Source organism: Phormidium pseudopriestleyi FRX01 (assembly GCF_017313335.1).
Taxonomy (GTDB): domain Bacteria; phylum Cyanobacteriota; class Cyanobacteriia; order Cyanobacteriales; family Laspinemataceae; genus Laspinema; species Laspinema pseudopriestleyi.
In genome coordinates this window covers 1-16781 of the sequence record NZ_JAFLQW010000281.1, presented here as the reverse complement: position 1 = coordinate 16781, position 16781 = coordinate 1, and the positions used below count along the sequence as shown (strand labels likewise).

9 protein-coding genes are annotated in these 16781 nt (G+C 49.7%); 2 read left to right on the top strand and 7 right to left on the bottom strand.

What is annotated here, in order from left to right:
- Positions 1-265 precede the first annotated feature (265 nt).
- From J0895_RS10340 to J0895_RS10325, 4 genes are all read right to left on the bottom strand, one after another.
- Complete coding sequence (locus J0895_RS10340) at positions 266-5014, bottom strand: response regulator (protein ID WP_207088021.1); 4749 nt, start codon at positions 5012-5014, stop codon at positions 266-268.
- 404 nt (positions 5015-5418) lie between these two features.
- A complete protein-coding gene (locus J0895_RS10335) occupies positions 5419-8634 on the bottom strand; it encodes a methyl-accepting chemotaxis protein (RefSeq protein WP_207088020.1) in 3216 nt (1071 codons plus the stop codon).
- Positions 8635-9074: 440 nt separating this feature from the next.
- Positions 9075-9647, bottom strand: a complete 573-nt coding sequence (locus tag J0895_RS10330) for a chemotaxis protein CheW (protein WP_207088019.1) — start codon at positions 9645-9647, stop codon at positions 9075-9077.
- 13 nt (positions 9648-9660) lie between these two features.
- The gene (locus J0895_RS10325; protein WP_015150212.1) at positions 9661-10026 is read right to left on the bottom strand and encodes a response regulator transcription factor; all 366 of its coding nucleotides are present in this window, start codon (positions 10024-10026) and stop codon (positions 9661-9663) included.
- A 112-nt stretch (positions 10027-10138) separates the two neighbouring features.
- Between J0895_RS10325 and J0895_RS10320 the strand changes: the two genes are divergently transcribed.
- The gene (locus tag J0895_RS10320) at positions 10139-10426 is read left to right on the top strand and encodes a hypothetical protein (RefSeq protein ID WP_207088018.1); all 288 of its coding nucleotides are present in this window, start codon (positions 10139-10141) and stop codon (positions 10424-10426) included.
- Between the two features lie 627 nt (positions 10427-11053).
- Here the strand turns inward: J0895_RS10320 and J0895_RS10315 are convergent.
- Positions 11054-12331 (bottom strand): response regulator, encoded by a 1278-nt coding sequence (locus J0895_RS10315; RefSeq protein WP_207088017.1) that lies wholly within the window; start codon positions 12329-12331, stop codon positions 11054-11056.
- Positions 12332-13080: 749 nt separating this feature from the next.
- Entirely contained in the window at positions 13081-13206 is a 126-nt protein-coding gene (locus J0895_RS26355; protein WP_277989816.1) for a hypothetical protein, read from the bottom strand.
- Positions 13207-14780: 1574 nt separating this feature from the next.
- Between J0895_RS26355 and hmpF the strand changes: the two genes are divergently transcribed.
- Positions 14781-16529 (top strand): pilus motility taxis protein HmpF, encoded by a 1749-nt coding sequence (gene hmpF / locus J0895_RS10310; protein ID WP_207088016.1) that lies wholly within the window; start codon positions 14781-14783, stop codon positions 16527-16529.
- A gap of 21 nt (positions 16530-16550) precedes the next feature.
- On the opposite strand, the gene J0895_RS10305 is transcribed toward hmpF, so the two are convergent.
- Positions 16551-16781, bottom strand: a 231-nt coding sequence (locus J0895_RS10305; protein ID WP_207088015.1) for a TilS substrate-binding domain-containing protein, incomplete at its 5' end; no start/stop codon positions are given.

The window sequence follows — 16781 nt, the reverse complement described above, 5'->3', positions numbered from 1 at the left end:
AGATTAAAAAAGGTAGCCGTAAGCCTCATGGCGAGAGTCAGTGAGCGTGAATAGGTAGGGGCGCATTGACTACGCCCTTAAGGTCTAAATTCTGGACTCTTAAAGAATCCCATGCTCTTTAGACGTGGGAGTGTCAAAATGTTCAACGTCACGACTTCAGTCGTTTCTTCATGTTCGGTCTGAGCAACAGAAGAAAACTTCCCCGAAAAGACAAGCGCGATCGCTTCACCGAGATCGCGCTTGTCTTTTCCCCGAGAACTTAAGGCTAAACCCCGGCCTCCGTCTTCAGCGAGACCAGCTTTTCACCTTTAAGCATTCGTCCGGCAGCTTCCAGTAACGATTCCTCCAAATAGGGTTTTGTGAAATAGCCACTGGCACCCATTTGAATCGCCATTTGCCGGTGTTTGTCCGCACCGCGAGAAGTGAGCATCGCGATCGGCAGAGTGGTGAGGATGGGATCCTTCTGCATTCGCGAGAGCAGTTCCAACCCATCCATCCGGGGCATTTCAATATCGCAGAAGACCAAATCGCAGGGGAGACCCGATCGCATTTTTTCCCAAGCTTCTTGACCATCGCGAGCCTGTTCCACCCGGTATCCCGCCTTATTAAAGGTCATAGACAACAGTTCACGCACCGTAATCGAATCATCCACAATCAGGACCCTCGGGTCGATCGCCTCCTCTCTTTCAGCCTCCGGTGGGTTCTGGGTACTCAGGGAATTCTTCCACACGCCCTCGGGGCCTGTTGGCCGCACACGTCCCGCAGCCAAATCGAGCAATTCTAAAACATCCGCGATCGCCACAATGCGGCCATCCCCCATCACCGTTGCACCGGCGATTCCCAAGGGCTTCGGCACAGGTCCTTCGAGCTGTTTAATCACGATTTCCTGTTCCCCTAACACCTGATCCACCTGAAGCGCCAGCAAATTACCCCCTGAACGTAGGACCACCACAGAAATGATATCCTCTTCCGAGGTGGGCAGAACATAGTTCCCGCGTCCGAGTTGACGATTGTAAACCAAATGTTCTCGCAGATGACGGAACTGCAACATCGTATCCCGCCAGGGAATAAACGTCTGACCATCTTCCTTAGTTTGAATCCGATCGCGGGGGACATCGATCATATCTTCCACCCCATCCATCGGGAAGGCAATCCGGGCGCGATCGCTAATACAGCACAGGGCCTTAGAAATACTCAAAGTCAGAGGCAAACGAATCGTAAAGGTCGTCCCCTTACCCAGGGTCGAATCAATCGTCACCACCCCACGAATAGAGCTTAAGCTGGTCCGAACCACATCCATCCCGACCCCGCGACCAGACAAATCATCTGCCTGATCCTTGGTACTAAATCCAGGCATAAACAGTAAATCATAGACATCCAAGCGAGTCATACTATTCGCCACTTCCAGCGAAATCAGCCCCCGTTGTAATGCCTTAGCCTTCACCTTTTCTGAATCAATCCCCGCTCCATCATCAGATACCGAAATCACCGTTTGGTTCCCTTGGTGGAACGCCCGGACGACAATCCGACCGACGGTAGGTTTACCCTTTTTCCGGCGTTCCTCGGGGGTTTCCACCCCATGAGCCAGAGCATTGTTGACTAAATGGGTCATCGGATCAGAGAGTTGCTCCAGAATCATCTTATCGATGAGAGTTTCGCGACCCTCAACCTGAAGCTCCACCTGTTTGCCAAACTTAATCGCATTATCCCGGACCCCACGGGGTAGGCGATCGGCAGTTTGAGCAAAAGGCACCATGCGCGATCGCGTCAGTCCCTCTTGTAACTGAGTCGTCACCTGGCGTAGTTGCCGGGTCACCTGTTCAGTTTCATCGACCAAAAATTCAATATCCGAAGCCGATTCCCGGACCCGAACAATCAGTTCCAAAATATCTTGGGACAGACTATGGAACGGGGTGAACCGATCCATTTCCAGGGCGCTCCAATCAGAACCGCCATTGGAGTGGTCCTGATGGCTATTACTGCTCCCTCCCATAAAGTGGTAGTTTTGTCGCGAAGCCAGCAGGGAAATCTCCAAGAGCGATCGCTCATACAAATCTTGCATCCGCTGCCCTACATCCGTAAGCTGGGAAACCTGATGCAGCAAATTATCTAAAAACTGCCGCATCCGTTCCTGATTCTGCTCGATGCTATTGCGATTAACAACCAGTTCCCCCACCAGATTACTCAGGTTATCTAATTGGCGCACCGGGACCCGCATGGTCTGTTCAAAGCCCCCACGCCGAGGGGCAATTCTGCCCCCAGTTTGGGAGCCGCTACCCCCAGTGTCCACCATAACCTCCAGATCACCCCAACCGTCGAGATGCTTGGAATCTAGAGCCGGTCCTGGGACGCCCGATGATGATTTGTCGGACAAGGCATTCGCCGGTAATGCAGCCGGAGCAGTGGAAATGCTTGTTGCTTCTGCCTTCTGGCTACTCATCGGGTTTAACAGGATTTCTAACTCCTCAAAACTCGCTTTGAGCGGCCCCATTGCTAACAAGTAGTCTAATTCGGTAAAAACATCTGACCCCGGGGTCAGTTTGGGTTCCGGAGGCAAGTCCAGGCGCTCTCGGATGGGGGCGGATATTGCGATAGGCTTGGCTTCGACTCGCTTACCCATCGGGGAGACGGACTGATTTTCCCCAAACAACTCATCAAAGTCTAAATTGGCCTCTGTGGACGAAGAAAATCCAGACCCTGATACGGTTTGCTTGGATAACCCTTGGGGGGGCGGGGCAGTCTGGTTGACATCGAGATTTGGCGATCGCCCTGTCGGTTCATCGAACAGGGACTCTAAGTTTTGATAAAAATCGCTGGTGTCTTCCTTGTCGTCCGAACTCTCCGGGTCCCAATTCCAATCCTCACCGTCGAGGTTGCTCTCACTCTCCTCGAAGAGGTCGTTGTTGTCATCCTCTGCCGCGAGTTCGTCCCCAAACAGTTCAGAATCTAAAGACGACTCCTCCATCAGGTCAAGATCTGCGATCGCCGGGGGCTGTTCATCATCAAACAAGCCATCCAAGGCTTCTAATACATCAGACTGGGGCTCTGAATCCGTGTCCTCAAAGTCCAACCAAAACTCGTCGGACTGCCCAGAGGTAGGGGCGGGTTTTCCGGGCTTTACCGGCTCTCTCGGGGCTTCAATTGACGGGGCGGGTGCGGTGTCGAGTTCAAATAAATCCGTCAAGTCGTCTTCTATAGCTACAGTGTCCTCGGGGTCGGAGTCAAACCAATCCATTGATTCCTCAGCCGCCGTAAGATTTGAGGAGGCATCCTCGGACTCGGTTGTCTCTCCAAACAAGTCGTCAAAATCTTCCTCATTGATGGGGATTTCAGTTGCCAGTTCCGCTGCAAACGGGTCTCCCCCAGCTTCCGTGCCACTTTCAAATCTATTGATTTCCAGCAAATCCCTAAATTCTGAATCGTCAGCTGTCTCTAGGGAGAACTCCGCCTCCGTTGCAGGTGGGGCGATTTCACTGACCGCATCTAGCGGCTCATCATCCCACATTTGCTCCCAATCATCGGGTTCTTTGAGTTCTTCTGTGGCGACTTCCTCAAACAAATCTCCCAAGTCATCTAGTTTTTCATTGGAGGACTTGAGGGGCTCTACTGGGGAGGGACTCCGGTGATGTTCGCTGATGCTGCTATCCTCCATCTCCACGAATCCCTCAAGTCCGAACAAGTTGCCTAAATCCTCTTCGTCATTTTCCGGACTACTCATCTGGGTTTGATTGTCCGAAGGGGGTTCAAATAATAAATCGTCAAAATCATGGGTAGTAGAGAGGAGTTCTCCCGGGTCCGGGGCTAGAGTTTCCCGGGTCCCTTCCCCGGTATTCGCTTCTTCTACGATTTTTTCTCCTTCCCAGTGTTCATCAAAGTAGGAACTCTCTCCTTCAAATAAGTCCGCTAGGGTGTTAAGTTCGGCTGCTCCTACTTCCGGGCCACTGTTATAACTGGGTTTGGCAGCCCGTTTATCTTCTCCCCAGGTGTGGTTGTTTTCTGAATCATGATTCTTTTTCCTTGTAGAGTCGCGTCCTTGGGAGGTTCGTTGATTTTGATCGGAGTTTGACATATTAGACATAGGATTAAATTTTGAGTCTGTATGAGTGGTTTCAGGTATGATTTGGCTAGGTAATGAAGTCGTCGGTTCTTGTTGTTGAGGCAGTAGCAGTCCTTCGAGTTCTGGACTGACTGTAATGGCTTCTGCATGGCCACAGAGAACCTGTTCTCTAGCCTTTTGGATTTCTTTGATGAGAATAGGGGCAAGAACCCGATAGCTATTTTCTGGATTAGCGATCGCAGTGGCTACCTGCTCAATTAAATGACACCACAATTTTAAATCGAATTGCTCTCCGGCTCGTATCCATTGGCGGCAGATTTCTTGCATCCGTTCTTGGCGATCGGGATTTTCTCTCTGCTTCAACAGATGCACCATTTCTTGCAACAGCCGAGAGACGTCACTTTTAAAGATGAGTTGTTGGGCACTGTCTTCGTCTGCCCCTCTGTGCTTGGGCGGACTCTGGATGCGGGTGAGTTCGCCCCCGATCTGGATTCTATTCTGGGTGCGGGTCACGAAGGCCGAGGGACTCTCTTGAGCCTGGACTAACCGGGCTAAATGCTGATGAAGTTGAGCGATCGCCGGTTGGACTTCGGCACAAATCGCCGCTCCTTTTGCTTCGTCTAAGACACCGGGTAGGCAGATTAAAGCCACGGTGTCCTGAAGCCCCCGAAACACTCTCACAAATAGGGACGAGAGCGTGGGATCAACTTCGACTTGCACATCCTGAAGCACTTTAAATTCGTCTTCTAGTTTGTGAGCAATCTGTTGAATGGCAGCCAGTTCCAGCATTCCTGCCCCCCCTTTAACTGAGTGGGCCGCACGAAAGAGTTCAGCCAGTACGGACGGATCTTGTACCGCACTCGACAGATTTTGCAACCCTTGTTCTATTGTATTGAGGTGTTCTGTGGTCTCCTCAATAAAATAGCCCATTATTCGCTCTCGTTGTTCCGGCTGCATAGCGGGTGTCCCATTCCTATTCCTATTTATTAAACAAGGGTCTGATCGGCTTATTTAACGGAGTTTTATCCCCTATTTGGGTCCGGATGTTGCTGATTGGAAAAGCCGGATGCCAGTTTAGAGGGGTTGTCGTCCGTAGGCGATCGCCGTCTTCTCATCGGGGTTAAGGTCCCTCTGAAGCCATCGGTTCTTGATGGGTTTGACGGCTTGTCACCTGGGATCAATGTACCCATTCCTACCGATTTGGTTATCAAACATACACCACTGTCGCCCTGAGAAACCCCCGGGCCGTTGTCTCTAAACAACTGTAGAGACGCCCTAGAGCATCTCTACAATCAACAACTGAGTGCCCCACACCAAGGCAGGTAAAACCCTTGCCGGTGCTTAAAGGCCGCTTGTAGAGCCTAGCGACGCTCTCCAGTTTCCACTCGGAACCGTTCCACGGAGGTCAACAGGTCTCGCGCCACACCCACGAGGTTTTGCAGAGAACCCGAGACCCGCTGGGCTTCTTGGGAAGTTTCCTGGGCCGTGAGTTCCACCGCTTGCATCACCTGGGCGACCGATCGCGAGGTTTGGGATTGTTCCACCGTATCTGCCGTAATCGATCGCACCAACACATCGATGCGATTGGTCACCTGAATGATATTTTCCAAGGCCCGTTTGGCTTGTTCTGCCCGCTTAGTCCCCTCAATAACCTGTTGAGTACCTTCCTCCATTGCCACCATCACCCCGCCCGTCTCGCTCTGAATTTGCATCACGATTTGCTCGATGTCTTTGAGAGCTTTAGCCGAGCGATCGGCCAGTTGACGCACTTCATCCGCCACAATCGCAAACCCTCTACCCGCTTCCCCCGCACGAGCCGCCTCAATACTGGCGTTGAGCGCTAATAAGTTGGTCCGTCCGGCGATCGTTGCAATCAAGGCCACAATTTTAGAAATTTCTTGAGTCGATTCCGCCAATCGCTTGACTTTTCGCGTAGTTTCTGCAACCGTTTCCCGGACTTCCAGAATCCCGGCCACAGTCTGTTCCACCGCCTCTCCACCTTTTTTCGCCGTCGCCGAGGCAGATTTTGCCACTTCTTCAGCCTCCCGAGCGTTATCGGCCACCCGTTGAATCAAATCCGTCATCACCTGGACGGAATTGAGAGTAGCCGCCAGTTCTTCGGCTTGTCGCAGGGCATCGGTAGATAAACTGCGGGCAAACGATTCGCTATCCGTTGCTCCCTTAGTCACTTGTCGCGCCGCCAGTTTCACTTGCAAAACGATTTCCCGCAGGTTTTGAATCGTGAGATTAAATGAGTCAGCAACGGCCCCGAGGACATCAGCGGTCACTTCTGCCTGAACCGTCAGGTCCCCTCTAGCCGCCCCTTCCACATCATCCAGCAGGCGAATCACTTGTCGTTGCAGGTCTTCCTTGGACTGTTCCTGTTCTTCGGCTTTCCGTTGAGCTTCCGAGGTAGTGGTATAGATGATTCGCCCCATTTGGTTGAATTTAGCGGCAAGCTGGCCAAATTCATCTTCGGTATAAACTGTTGCTCGGGCGGACAGATTGCCCTGAGACATCGTATCGAATTGCGCTTGTAAATCGTCCATAGAACGGCGAATCAACTTAGCGCTGGCACTGCCCACCCCAAAACAAGTGAGAATGCTGGCCCCTCCAGCAGCTAAGGCCATCATCGGGTCCTTCAGTTGTTGGGGCCAACTGCGTTGACTGGAAAAAGCAAAAGAAACCGAAGCCGCTGCGATCGCTGAGACCCCGCCAGAAATTAACGCAATCCACAGGAATTTTTTCACCAGGGATGCATTTTCTAAAAAGCCCAAGATCCCCGGTTCTGTATTCGTAACGGTTTCTACCGGAGCGTTTTCCGATTGGGTAAACACCGGGACTTGTTCAGCACTTCCCGCGATCCGAAAAATTTCATCATCCCGAATGATCGATCCATCCGTATCTTCGCCAATATCGTAGCTATCGTCGATGTCTCGGAAGGAAGCTTTTCTGCCCATGCTGCCCATTCCGAATCCACCCGTACTCGAACCTGTCGTATCCTCCGACAGATCGAAATCGGGAATATTATCGGGAATATTGCCGAAATCATCAAAATCATCGAACTCACCCAAAAAGTCAACGCTCTCTTCTTGCAGAGGGGACGCGGTGGCGAGCCGGTTCTGAAAATCCTCGCTGTTGTCCTCCGAATCAAAGGAATTTTCCCCACTAAAGGCGTCGTCAAAATCCTCTAAATCGTAACTATCCACCCGGTTGAATCCATTGGTGGGTTCGGAGACAAAGGTCTTACTATCGTAGTCATCATCGTCATCGTCTATTTCCGGTTGAGCCAGTCCTTTGGGCTGGGAGAAAGGCTGCCCCGAAGTTTTGGAAATTGAGTTGAGCAATTGAGTCTGTTCGAGCTGTTTGCGTCCCATTAACAGGGTTTCCTCCTCCTCAGAAGGGGAGTTAAAGTCTCCGTCTTCGTCAAGATCATAGGGAAGCCCTGGATCCCCCGCACCCTTGCCATTCTGATGGTGGGATTCGTCTTGATCATCCTCGCTGAAATCATTTCCTAAATCATCAGCGGCATCGAACAGGTCAAAATCTGAATCGATCGCCGACCCATTGTTGTGGTAATAACTGGTGGCTTCGTCATCCTCTAGCGGGTCTGAATTGGACTTCGAGTCCATATCATCTTCCGGCGCAAACGCCTCTTCAAACTCCTGAAACGGCGTTGCCAAATCCATTAGGTCCAAATCGTCATGGTCCCGATCAAACCGGGACTGATTCGAGACCCCGATCGCCGTCTCCTCCCCGACTAAATCGGGCATTTCATCCTCTCTAGGCAAAAAGTCGGGTAACTCAGATGCCAGTGGATCGCTCCATTGGTTGTTTTGAACCTCGGACAGGATTTCTTCGTCATCAATGGCAAAGGGGTCTTCATCCACTATCCCCTCATAATTCTCTTCGCTTGTAAAGGGATTGACCAGTCCGTCCTCTTCCGTGGCAGAATCCACGCCGAAATCTCCGGACTCCAACCCCTCAAACTCCTCAAATTCCATTGATTCGAGTTCGAGATTGGGGTCCACCGGATCCAGTTCCATACCCAAGTCCGATGAATTCGACCCAATCTGGTTGATGGCTAAGGCTTCATTGTAAGCGCGGTCATGCAAACCCAGGGCCGAGTCTTCTTCTTCCCAGAATTCTTCTTCATCACTCTGGGCTGGGGCTTCTCCTTCAAATAAGGCTGTATCTTGTTCTGATTGAATCTGATCAAAATCCGTCTGGAAATTCTCCGTTACGGATTCAAATTCGTTGTCCGGATCATACCCATAATCGTTCGACTGCATCCCTTCTGTAGCGTACTGATTGGCGTATTCCATGCCCTGGGACGCTCCCTCAACGAAAGCCGGGTCATCCGTCAGATTCAGCACCCCTTCATACTGACCGAGTGCCACATCATACATTTGCAATCCATAACAATAGATGTGACCGGCTAAGAGTCGAGCACTGGGATCCTCGGGAAAATTCGCAACTAATTGATTGACGATTCCCGCTGCTTCTTCATAATTTTTCTCGGTATAGGCCGTTAAAGCTTGTTCGTACTCCTGCTGATAGTCCGGACTTGATACCATTTACCCCCTCCTGGCGGTGCCTACCTGGTGCGCTCTTACAATTTTTCTAGTGAAATCTGATCAAGGTTAAGTGAAACTATAGTTAGATCCATTGGATTTATGGAATGCCTTGATGGGATTCTAGGAGACTGATATTACAAAATAAAATGGATTTAAAGCCCCGTGCAACATTTAACCTTCTCAAACCTCCTCATCGCTGAGGATTTCTAAGAATAGTATGGCATCACCAACAATGGTGAAGGCAGGTGAAATCCCTGTAGGTCAGCCGAGTCACTTTAAGCGGAACACTCAGCAGTGATGCGGGGAATCCGTGCAGGTACAGTGCTCTTGAGGTTGACTTTTGGTCAGCTTGATTCACTCCCGTTGGGTTTTAATCAACTTGAGCTGCCTTTAACTCGCCTTGGCGGTTGGTTTTATGGGACATCCCCGGTTGGGGCTATTTATGCTGCCCATCGCGCCGATCGCATGATCGCCACCTGATCCAGCAGTCGCAAAATTTTCTCCTCTTCTTCTTTGTCTTCTTTTTTATCTTCTTTTTTGTCTTTTTCTTTGGGTGGGATTACCCACTCCCCCCGTAAAAAAGGAGCCATACTGTCTGGAACATTCGTGGGTAGTCGGACTTGCTCCACATCAAGCCAGTCCATTCCCACGATTTGATCAACCGCTAACCCTAGTATAGTGTCTTGGTCTTCGACTGCGATCACGGGAATTTCCGGGCGATCGGTATTTAAGGTTGTGGGTTCTCCGAGAAATTGACCCAGATCCGCGACCCAAATTACCCGCCCTCGAATATTGAGCGTTCCCAACAGTAAGGATGAGACGTTGGGAATCAGGGTAATGCGATCGGGAGATTGGGAAATTACTTCGCGAATCCCCGTTGCACTTAAAGCAAATTCATTGCCAGACGGCACGAAAAAACGAAGATGTAACTCCCCTTCAGGGCTTTCTAATTCTTGAAATTCCGGTGCTTGTTCTAAGCCAATCCCCGTTAAAAAATCCGGATTACCCACCATGATTACAAGTCCCCTATCTTCTGAGTAGCTGTTTGACCGTTCCCACCAGTTCAGTAGGCTGGAACGGTTTAGCAATGTAAGCATCCGCGCCTTGCTTCATGCCCCAATACCGATCAAATTCTTCACCTTTCGATGAACACATGACCACTGGAACGTTTTTGGTTTTAGGATCAGCCTTGAGACGACGACAAACTTCATAGCCATTCATCCGAGGCATCACAATATCGAGTACCACGAGATCCGGGCAGGTCTCCTGAATGCGTTCCAGGGCTTCTAATCCATCACTTGCTACGGTAACATTCAATCCACTCTCTTTCAGTAGGGTTGAGATCATCTCCCGTTGCGTGACGCTATCTTCTACAACCAGAACTGTACTCATAACTTCCCTTCGGTGAAAAGCTCTCTAAATAGATTAATGGGACCGCCCCTTTGGCGGCGTGCTTGTCTTAGTCCCACTGCCTCCAGGTTATGCAACCGGAGACATTTGAGGGATGGGTTTAACAGTGCAAGCGTCTTCAACACAGTGGGTGACAGGTAGTTTTCCTTTGAAAATTAGAAATAAATCCTATTATATTGGCCCCAAAGCACTCAGTAAAATTAAGGCTTTCACCCCCCCATCCTCTGGTGCGGTCAATTTGGGTAACCCACTGTTGGGGGTATTCAAAGAGCCGATGAGCCAACGGGCGGTCATCGCACCGATGGCTCATCGGGCAGGGGTTCTGGTCCAACTAACCGAGGGGGACAAACGAGCAGCCTCCGGTTCGGGACCCTTTCTTTAAAAAGAGCGTTCGTTGGCCTGGTTTGGTGCTAATGATATTGACACTCCCGATGTCTAAAGACACGGGGATTCTTGCACAGCATTAGAACACAGCCTAATGCTGATGGGCGCTGCTCATTGTGCCTCTAATAAGTCCGCCCAAATCTAGTTTGAACTTTCCCTTTACTTTGCGAAGGATGTTGGCAGCACCATTGCAATCTGTATTATACCATCGGTTTTGATTCAATCGTTCCAGTCTATAGCAGTAGGCGGTTAAAACCGCTCCTGTGGGCTTTCCACATAGCATCTTTAGACGCTATGTGGAAAGCCCTACCGCGTTTCTCTTGTGTACTTCTTCACGCTTCGGGATCTAAACTGACTGGGATTCTGGTTTCCAAAAGTTTCTGATTTTCTAGTCTTGGGGGACCGTTTTAGATTCCCGGGAGAAGAAACTAGGTTTTTGGCCCAAATGGGGTGCTCCATGCCAAATAGTTTGTCAAAAAACCCGGGTTTTAACATAAGCGGTCCCTCTGGACTCAAGTTGATTCCGCCTTGAGCCGGGATCGCCCGGGGTGTGACTGGCCCTTGAGCAAGGCGGCGATCGCCGTTTCCGTGGGCTGTGTGTTAGGGTGATCATCCCTCCTAGAGACTAGAGTTCGGCTTCTATCACCTCAGCTAATACCCGGTCCGGTTCAGGAACATCGGGGTCACCGGGGCCAATATATTTTTCGACAATGGTTAAGAGTTCACTTGAACCGAATGGTTTGGTGAGATAGTCGGTGGCTCCAACCATCCTAGCTTTGACGCGATCGATAAAGCCATCTTTGCCTGTGAGCATCACAATTGGGGTCTGGCGAAAGGCGCTGCTATGACGGAGCATCGCACAGATTTCATACCCATCCAGTTCGGGCATGGTAATATCACACAGGATCAAGTCAGGTTTGAGGTGGAAGACTAAACTCAGGGCTTTGAGGGGATTCATTAAGGCGGTTACTTCATACCCATATTGGGCCAGAATTGCTTCCACAGTTTTGCCCACGGTCATGTCATCTTCGATACAGACCACTCGCGGAATTTTAAATCCCTGATCTAAATCGCATTCTCCCAACCCGTTGCCATTTAAGGATGAGTTTGGATAAAAGAGTTGGACTAATCCCAACTGAACGAAGGGATAGATGGCACGGGCGACGGTTAAGATATCGCGATTCAGGTATCGAGACATTTGGCGGAGGTTTGTGGTCCCATCTGCCCAGCGATTGAGGTTATTAAAGGTATTTTCTGGAAGGGCTTCGCGCATCTGGGCGGCATCGGAGATCACCGGGCATTGATTTGGGGATTGGATATGGGGATGAAATTGTTTCCACTCCTGGACTTGCTTGATAATTTTGGTCACGAGGGGCGCAATCTCTAGGGTGGTCAGTTGCGGCGCGAGTGCCGGACCCATTTCAAAAATAAAGGAGCCTTGGTGGAGGCTAAGTAGATCGAAGAGGGTTTCGCGAACCATGCCCTGAATGATGCTACGTCCTTGCGCTGGGGTGAGGATGTGGTTTTCCAGTAAGGTCCATAAATAGCCATACTCTAGGGCATTGGTTGCAGAAATGGAGAGGTTGGTGATGCTATCTAAGGCTGCTTCTTCGTTATAGCGCCGCAGGAAGTCCCGCAATCTCGATAAGCTGGTATCCGTATTGGCCGCATAAATGATTTGTCCATTGGAGAAGAACACAAACCAGGATTGGTCACAGGAGCGCGATCGCTTATCTCGGTAAGGATAGCGATACACCAAGGAGTCACGCACGTTATCACGTCCGCCACAGGTATTGCCTGAGTTAATTCCATAAGCTTCTACAAACAGTTCTCCTGTTCGCTGTCCCAGTTCAATGAGTTGTAGAATGCTCCGAATATCGATTTCATTCAAATTTCCCTGCATGCCACTAAAATTTTCTCCTTAAAACCGTTTGAACCCGATCGCGCTGTAAGGCCCGCAGGGGTAGGGAATACACTGTTCACCTCATCCGGGTAGTTGTTTTGAGCCGGTTGTGGCACTTTGACCATGCCTTGACCGTGGATCTTCTTGAAGATCAGCCTCTATTTGAGGTATCCGGTTCAAAGCAGCCCGATTAGAATTGCCACAGATGTCCTTTTACTGTACCGTCTTATTCCCCGGTAGTGGAACGGTGAACGCTGATTGTTATGATGCGCGAATAAGCTGGATGATCTCCTGGCCTGACTGATTCCCACCCCAGAATTCTGGGGGGTTACAACTCCCGGGTTTGGGGGTGGTGCAACAACTGGCTTTAAACGCTCCTGGGCCTGATACAATAGAACAAAATTTTCTTTCTCTCCCGGTTCTTGGGCCGATTGGAGATGACGGGGTCTACCACTCAACCTAGTTTGACATTCATGCGATCGCTTCCCTGATAGGGTATGATACGCCTTTATAGGTTCTGACCCGTAGCTGCCATCTGTGTGTTCCAATTTTTTAGACTTTTTCCGTTGCCAGCGGTAGGTGCAGGGTAAGCCAGAAGGTCCTTAAGGACTACGGTAACCGCCACTCTCCCAGGCGAGGTTTAAGCGCTAAAAGCGCAGACCACAGCAGATAGATCGGCAACTGACCCAGCTGGGAATCTCCACTGGAGCGATCTACAGTGTTCGTTCTGATTATAGGTCAACCTCTCCCTACTTGCTTGGGGCGATCGCCTCAATCAAGCTCGGCGATCGCTGGCCTAAGTCCTCCCCAGTCTGGTTTACTGTTAGGAAGCGGCGCACCGATCGCCGCGAGGGGATCGCCTGGGGTCGAGTCATTCTAACCAACCCAGATCATTCTAACCATTCACCGGAGGTCAAAAAACTGAGCTTTCCGTCAAACTCAAGTGATTGTTGGGGTTGATTAACAGGTTAGCTTATGCTTATAAAAAATACCCTGAAAACCCTGTGACTTTAGTCCAGGTATGAAAGGGATAGGCCGGATAAATCCTGCCTATCAGATCTACCAATTGCACAAATGTCTGGCAAGTGTGGTATCGTCAAAAGAGTAGAAAGTTGCGAATTTTGAGAAATCAAGTATCTAGCTTAACAGCAGTACGGATGCTCAACATAATTAATCACAACCAATTACTTTGGTTCTGAACCGATTAAATCGTCAGTAAAAGACGTTAAAACCTACCCCCGGAATGGAGGAAAGTCACGACCGAGGAAGCTCCTTGTCAGACTAGGATAGCAGACTGCCATTTTTGGCCAAAGGATTGCGCCCGGAAACCCTGACAATAGGGATATTAAGGCTGTACAGTCTTAAGAATCCCGGTGGCGATCGCGACGGTGATTGTCAAGCTAACAAATGCTAAGGTACGCTACCATTTAGGTAGGCCATAATAAGACTGCACTCAACGCAGTTAAAGATTGGGGAATCTCCCCCAATAGGCTTATGAGATGTCAGCAACCCTCCCAATGGGAAGGATCTGGTACTACCCATACCGGCTAAAATGCTGAAAAAGCCAATCACACCATTACTGGATGAATCCCCCCTAGTTCAGATGAGCGGCTTGTTCATCAGTTGCCAGACTCGTCTTCAAATCAGACATCTAGGTAACCCGGGTTGAAGGAGCATATCCAGATTTCGGAGAGTTCCAACGGAATTAGATCCCCGAAAAAATCCATCCCCCTTCTCGCCATAACCCCCGGGGTTTCAGACCGGGTTTTAACAGATGAAGGCCACATCAACCGCACCAAAAATGCCCAAAAGCCCAGAATTTATTCCGTTGAATCCCCTTCACGGGATTCAATTAATCCGGTCATTGTCTGCTAACGTTAATTTTGTTCTTTACGCAAAAAAAATAAGTGAGTCAGACCCCGGAAATTTAGGCCCAACCGATATCCCTAAGCTGACATTAGTTCAATTATTATTAGTCCAGATATCGGCGGATATAGCCATAACCCCTATTATTTTAAATACTCGGCTCCAAAGGGTTAAATTAGTCCCCCCTCACATTAAAAAATCTACAGTTAAGAACACTGCTGATATAGCAATAACTTCCAGCCAAACAGGGTCAAAAAAGGAGGCACAGATTCATCACCATGAGTATAGCAGTCGAATGGATAAAGTCCCAACCGGATTGTTCCCAAAGTTGGCTCTTAAACCCCCAAGAATGTATCCTGATTGTTTAAGAGTATTTACCCTAAACAACAGGTTACCTAAACGTAGTTTCATAACGGTTAAACCTTGCTTATTGGGCAAGAAAGACCCGATTGTTTCTGGAATTGATACGGTTGGGTTGAGGCCAGCCTTCAACTGATTAATAGGTTAACTCAGGTTAGCAAAAACGTATCAAAGTATTGGTTGAGATCAGAATTCGGCATAGAAACGGAAGAGGAAGATCGGCGTGCTTTATCTAGCAGAAGTACAAAAACAGAAAAGCAGCTTTGGCCTGGGTAGCGGTAAAGCTGAACTCAAACTACTCGCCTGTCAGCGAGGTGAGCAAAGCTGGACGGCAGTACCCGGATCGGAGACGATCCCAGCGGACGATGCCAATAATTTGAATGCGGGGACTCTGGTACTCGTCGATCTGAGTCCTAATAAACAAATTAAAGGCAATATTGAAGAGGCAGCTAATCGTCTTGTCAGTATTTTGCAGGGATTCTCCCGAGGCCAAGAGAAAATTAAAACCAAGGAAGAAGAAATTGAGCAATGGATGCAGTCTCTGACGTACCAAAGTCAGGAACTCCAGCGCCGGGAAACGGAACTTCAAGTTCGAGAAGAAGAAATCGCTCAACTGGAGTCTCAACGCCAGGAAATTCAAGGCTCCTCGGAAGAAGCACAACGCATTCGCGATGAACTTCAAGCCAAGCAGCAGGAACTCGATGCGGCCCTGGAAAAACTCCAGTCTGAAAAACAGGGCATGGAGGCGCAACTGGCTCAATCCCAACAGTCTGTTAAGTTGGATGAGGGACTCGCCACTCACATTCAGGAATTGCTCGATTATTTGACCCAAACGACCCCTCCGACGGCTTCGATTGGGGAACAGATTGCAGTTGTGCTGGAACAAATTTCCTCACAGCAGGCTGTTCTTGACGAACACTGGCAAGGTCTGGAACAAAATCGTTCCCAAGCGCAGTTAGAAGAACAGGAAGCGGAGGCCAAACAACAAGAATTAGGGCGATTGCGTCAAGAGTGGGAACAAAATCGGGGAGATTTAGCTGAGGCTCACTCCCAGTTAAAACTCCTGGAAAAGACGCTTTCGATTCAGCAAAACCAGGGAAAGACTTTAGAGGCTCAGGTGCAGAACCAAGTGCTCTTAAGAGGTCAATTGGTTCAACTTTCGGAGATGTTTGAACAGGTGGTTGTCGTTCAAAAGGTGGATATAGAAGCTCTGGAAAGGATGCCGATTGAAGAACTACAAGGGGTAGCACAAAATCTTCAGCAAGATTTGGATAAAATATTTCAATTTGTGAATGGTCAAGAAGAGGAGTTGAAGTTACAACGGGAGATGATTCAAGATCTGGAGCGACAGTTGGCGAATGCTAATGACTCCGATCGCTGGAATATTCAGCGCAATTTAACCGATGAGCAGGAAGCTTATCAAATGTTAGACCAAACCTTGGTGGGTCAGCGCCGAAATTTCCGGGAACGTCAAGAAACCTTGACTCAACATCAAGCTGTTTTGGCTCGTCGTCAAGGTCATGGGGATGCAACGCCGATTAAGCCAGCTCAACCTCTGGATCCGGTGTTGGCACAAATTGACGAACAGAAACAAACCTTGGATCAGCAACTGGCTCAGATTAAACAGGAGATTGATCGCACTCGACAGTCTCTCGATGAGGTTCAGGGTCAGGTGAGCGATCGCGCTAATCAAATGGACGGAAAACGGCAGGCGATCGAGCAATTGGAGGCACAGTTGGCTCAACAGCGCTCTAGCGCGGCCCAATTGCGCGGTCGAGTCACCACCTATGAGGAGATGTTGCAGCCGCTGCAAGATAAAGTCAATGAACTCAAGTCTAAGTTGGAAGAAGTCAGGACCTTGTTGACTCAGGTTCAGGAGACGGAGGGTCATCAACAGCAGGCGATCGCACAGATGCGGGAACTCCTGATGGGTTTGATTAATTCCCAGTCGGCTGAGTTAGCGGCATCGTAGCATCTTCCAAAAGGGGGTGCTTCATCTGCGGTTGCTGGTTAGGATGATCCAATCTCCCTCTACCCTGGCAGTCGCCCCTCCAGGAAACGGATCGGTTTGAGTTTGATTAGGGGCCTGAATTAAGGCGGTCATTTTCTCCACTTGCTCGTAATTCGGCGCTTTCGGTAACTGTTGCCGCAACAGTTGCCGCAGGGCACGGCGCTGGAGGGCTAGGGGTGCCTTCCCTAACATTCGCCGATTGATTTTCTGGGT

What these genes read in the sequence shown, in the direction of transcription:
- J0895_RS10340 (WP_207088021.1), bottom strand. Translation starts at nt 5,014, where the DNA reads ATGCAGCCGGAACAACGAGAGCGAATAATGGGCTATTTTATTGAGGAG.
- J0895_RS10335 (WP_207088020.1), bottom strand. Translation starts at nt 8,634, where the DNA reads ATGGTATCAAGTCCGGACTATCAGCAGGAGTACGAACAAGCTTTAACG.
- J0895_RS10330 (WP_207088019.1), bottom strand. Translation starts at nt 9,647, where the DNA reads ATGGTGGGTAATCCGGATTTTTTAACGGGGATTGGCTTAGAACAAGCA.
- J0895_RS10325 (WP_015150212.1), bottom strand. Translation starts at nt 10,026, where the DNA reads ATGAGTACAGTTCTGGTTGTAGAAGATAGCGTCACGCAACGGGAGATG.
- J0895_RS10320 (WP_207088018.1), top strand. Translation starts at nt 10,139, where the DNA reads ATGGGTTTAACAGTGCAAGCGTCTTCAACACAGTGGGTGACAGGTAGT.
- J0895_RS10315 (WP_207088017.1), bottom strand. Translation starts at nt 12,331, where the DNA reads ATGCAGGGAAATTTGAATGAAATCGATATTCGGAGCATTCTACAACTC.
- J0895_RS26355 (WP_277989816.1), bottom strand. Translation starts at nt 13,206, where the DNA reads ATGACTCGACCCCAGGCGATCCCCTCGCGGCGATCGGTGCGCCGCTTC.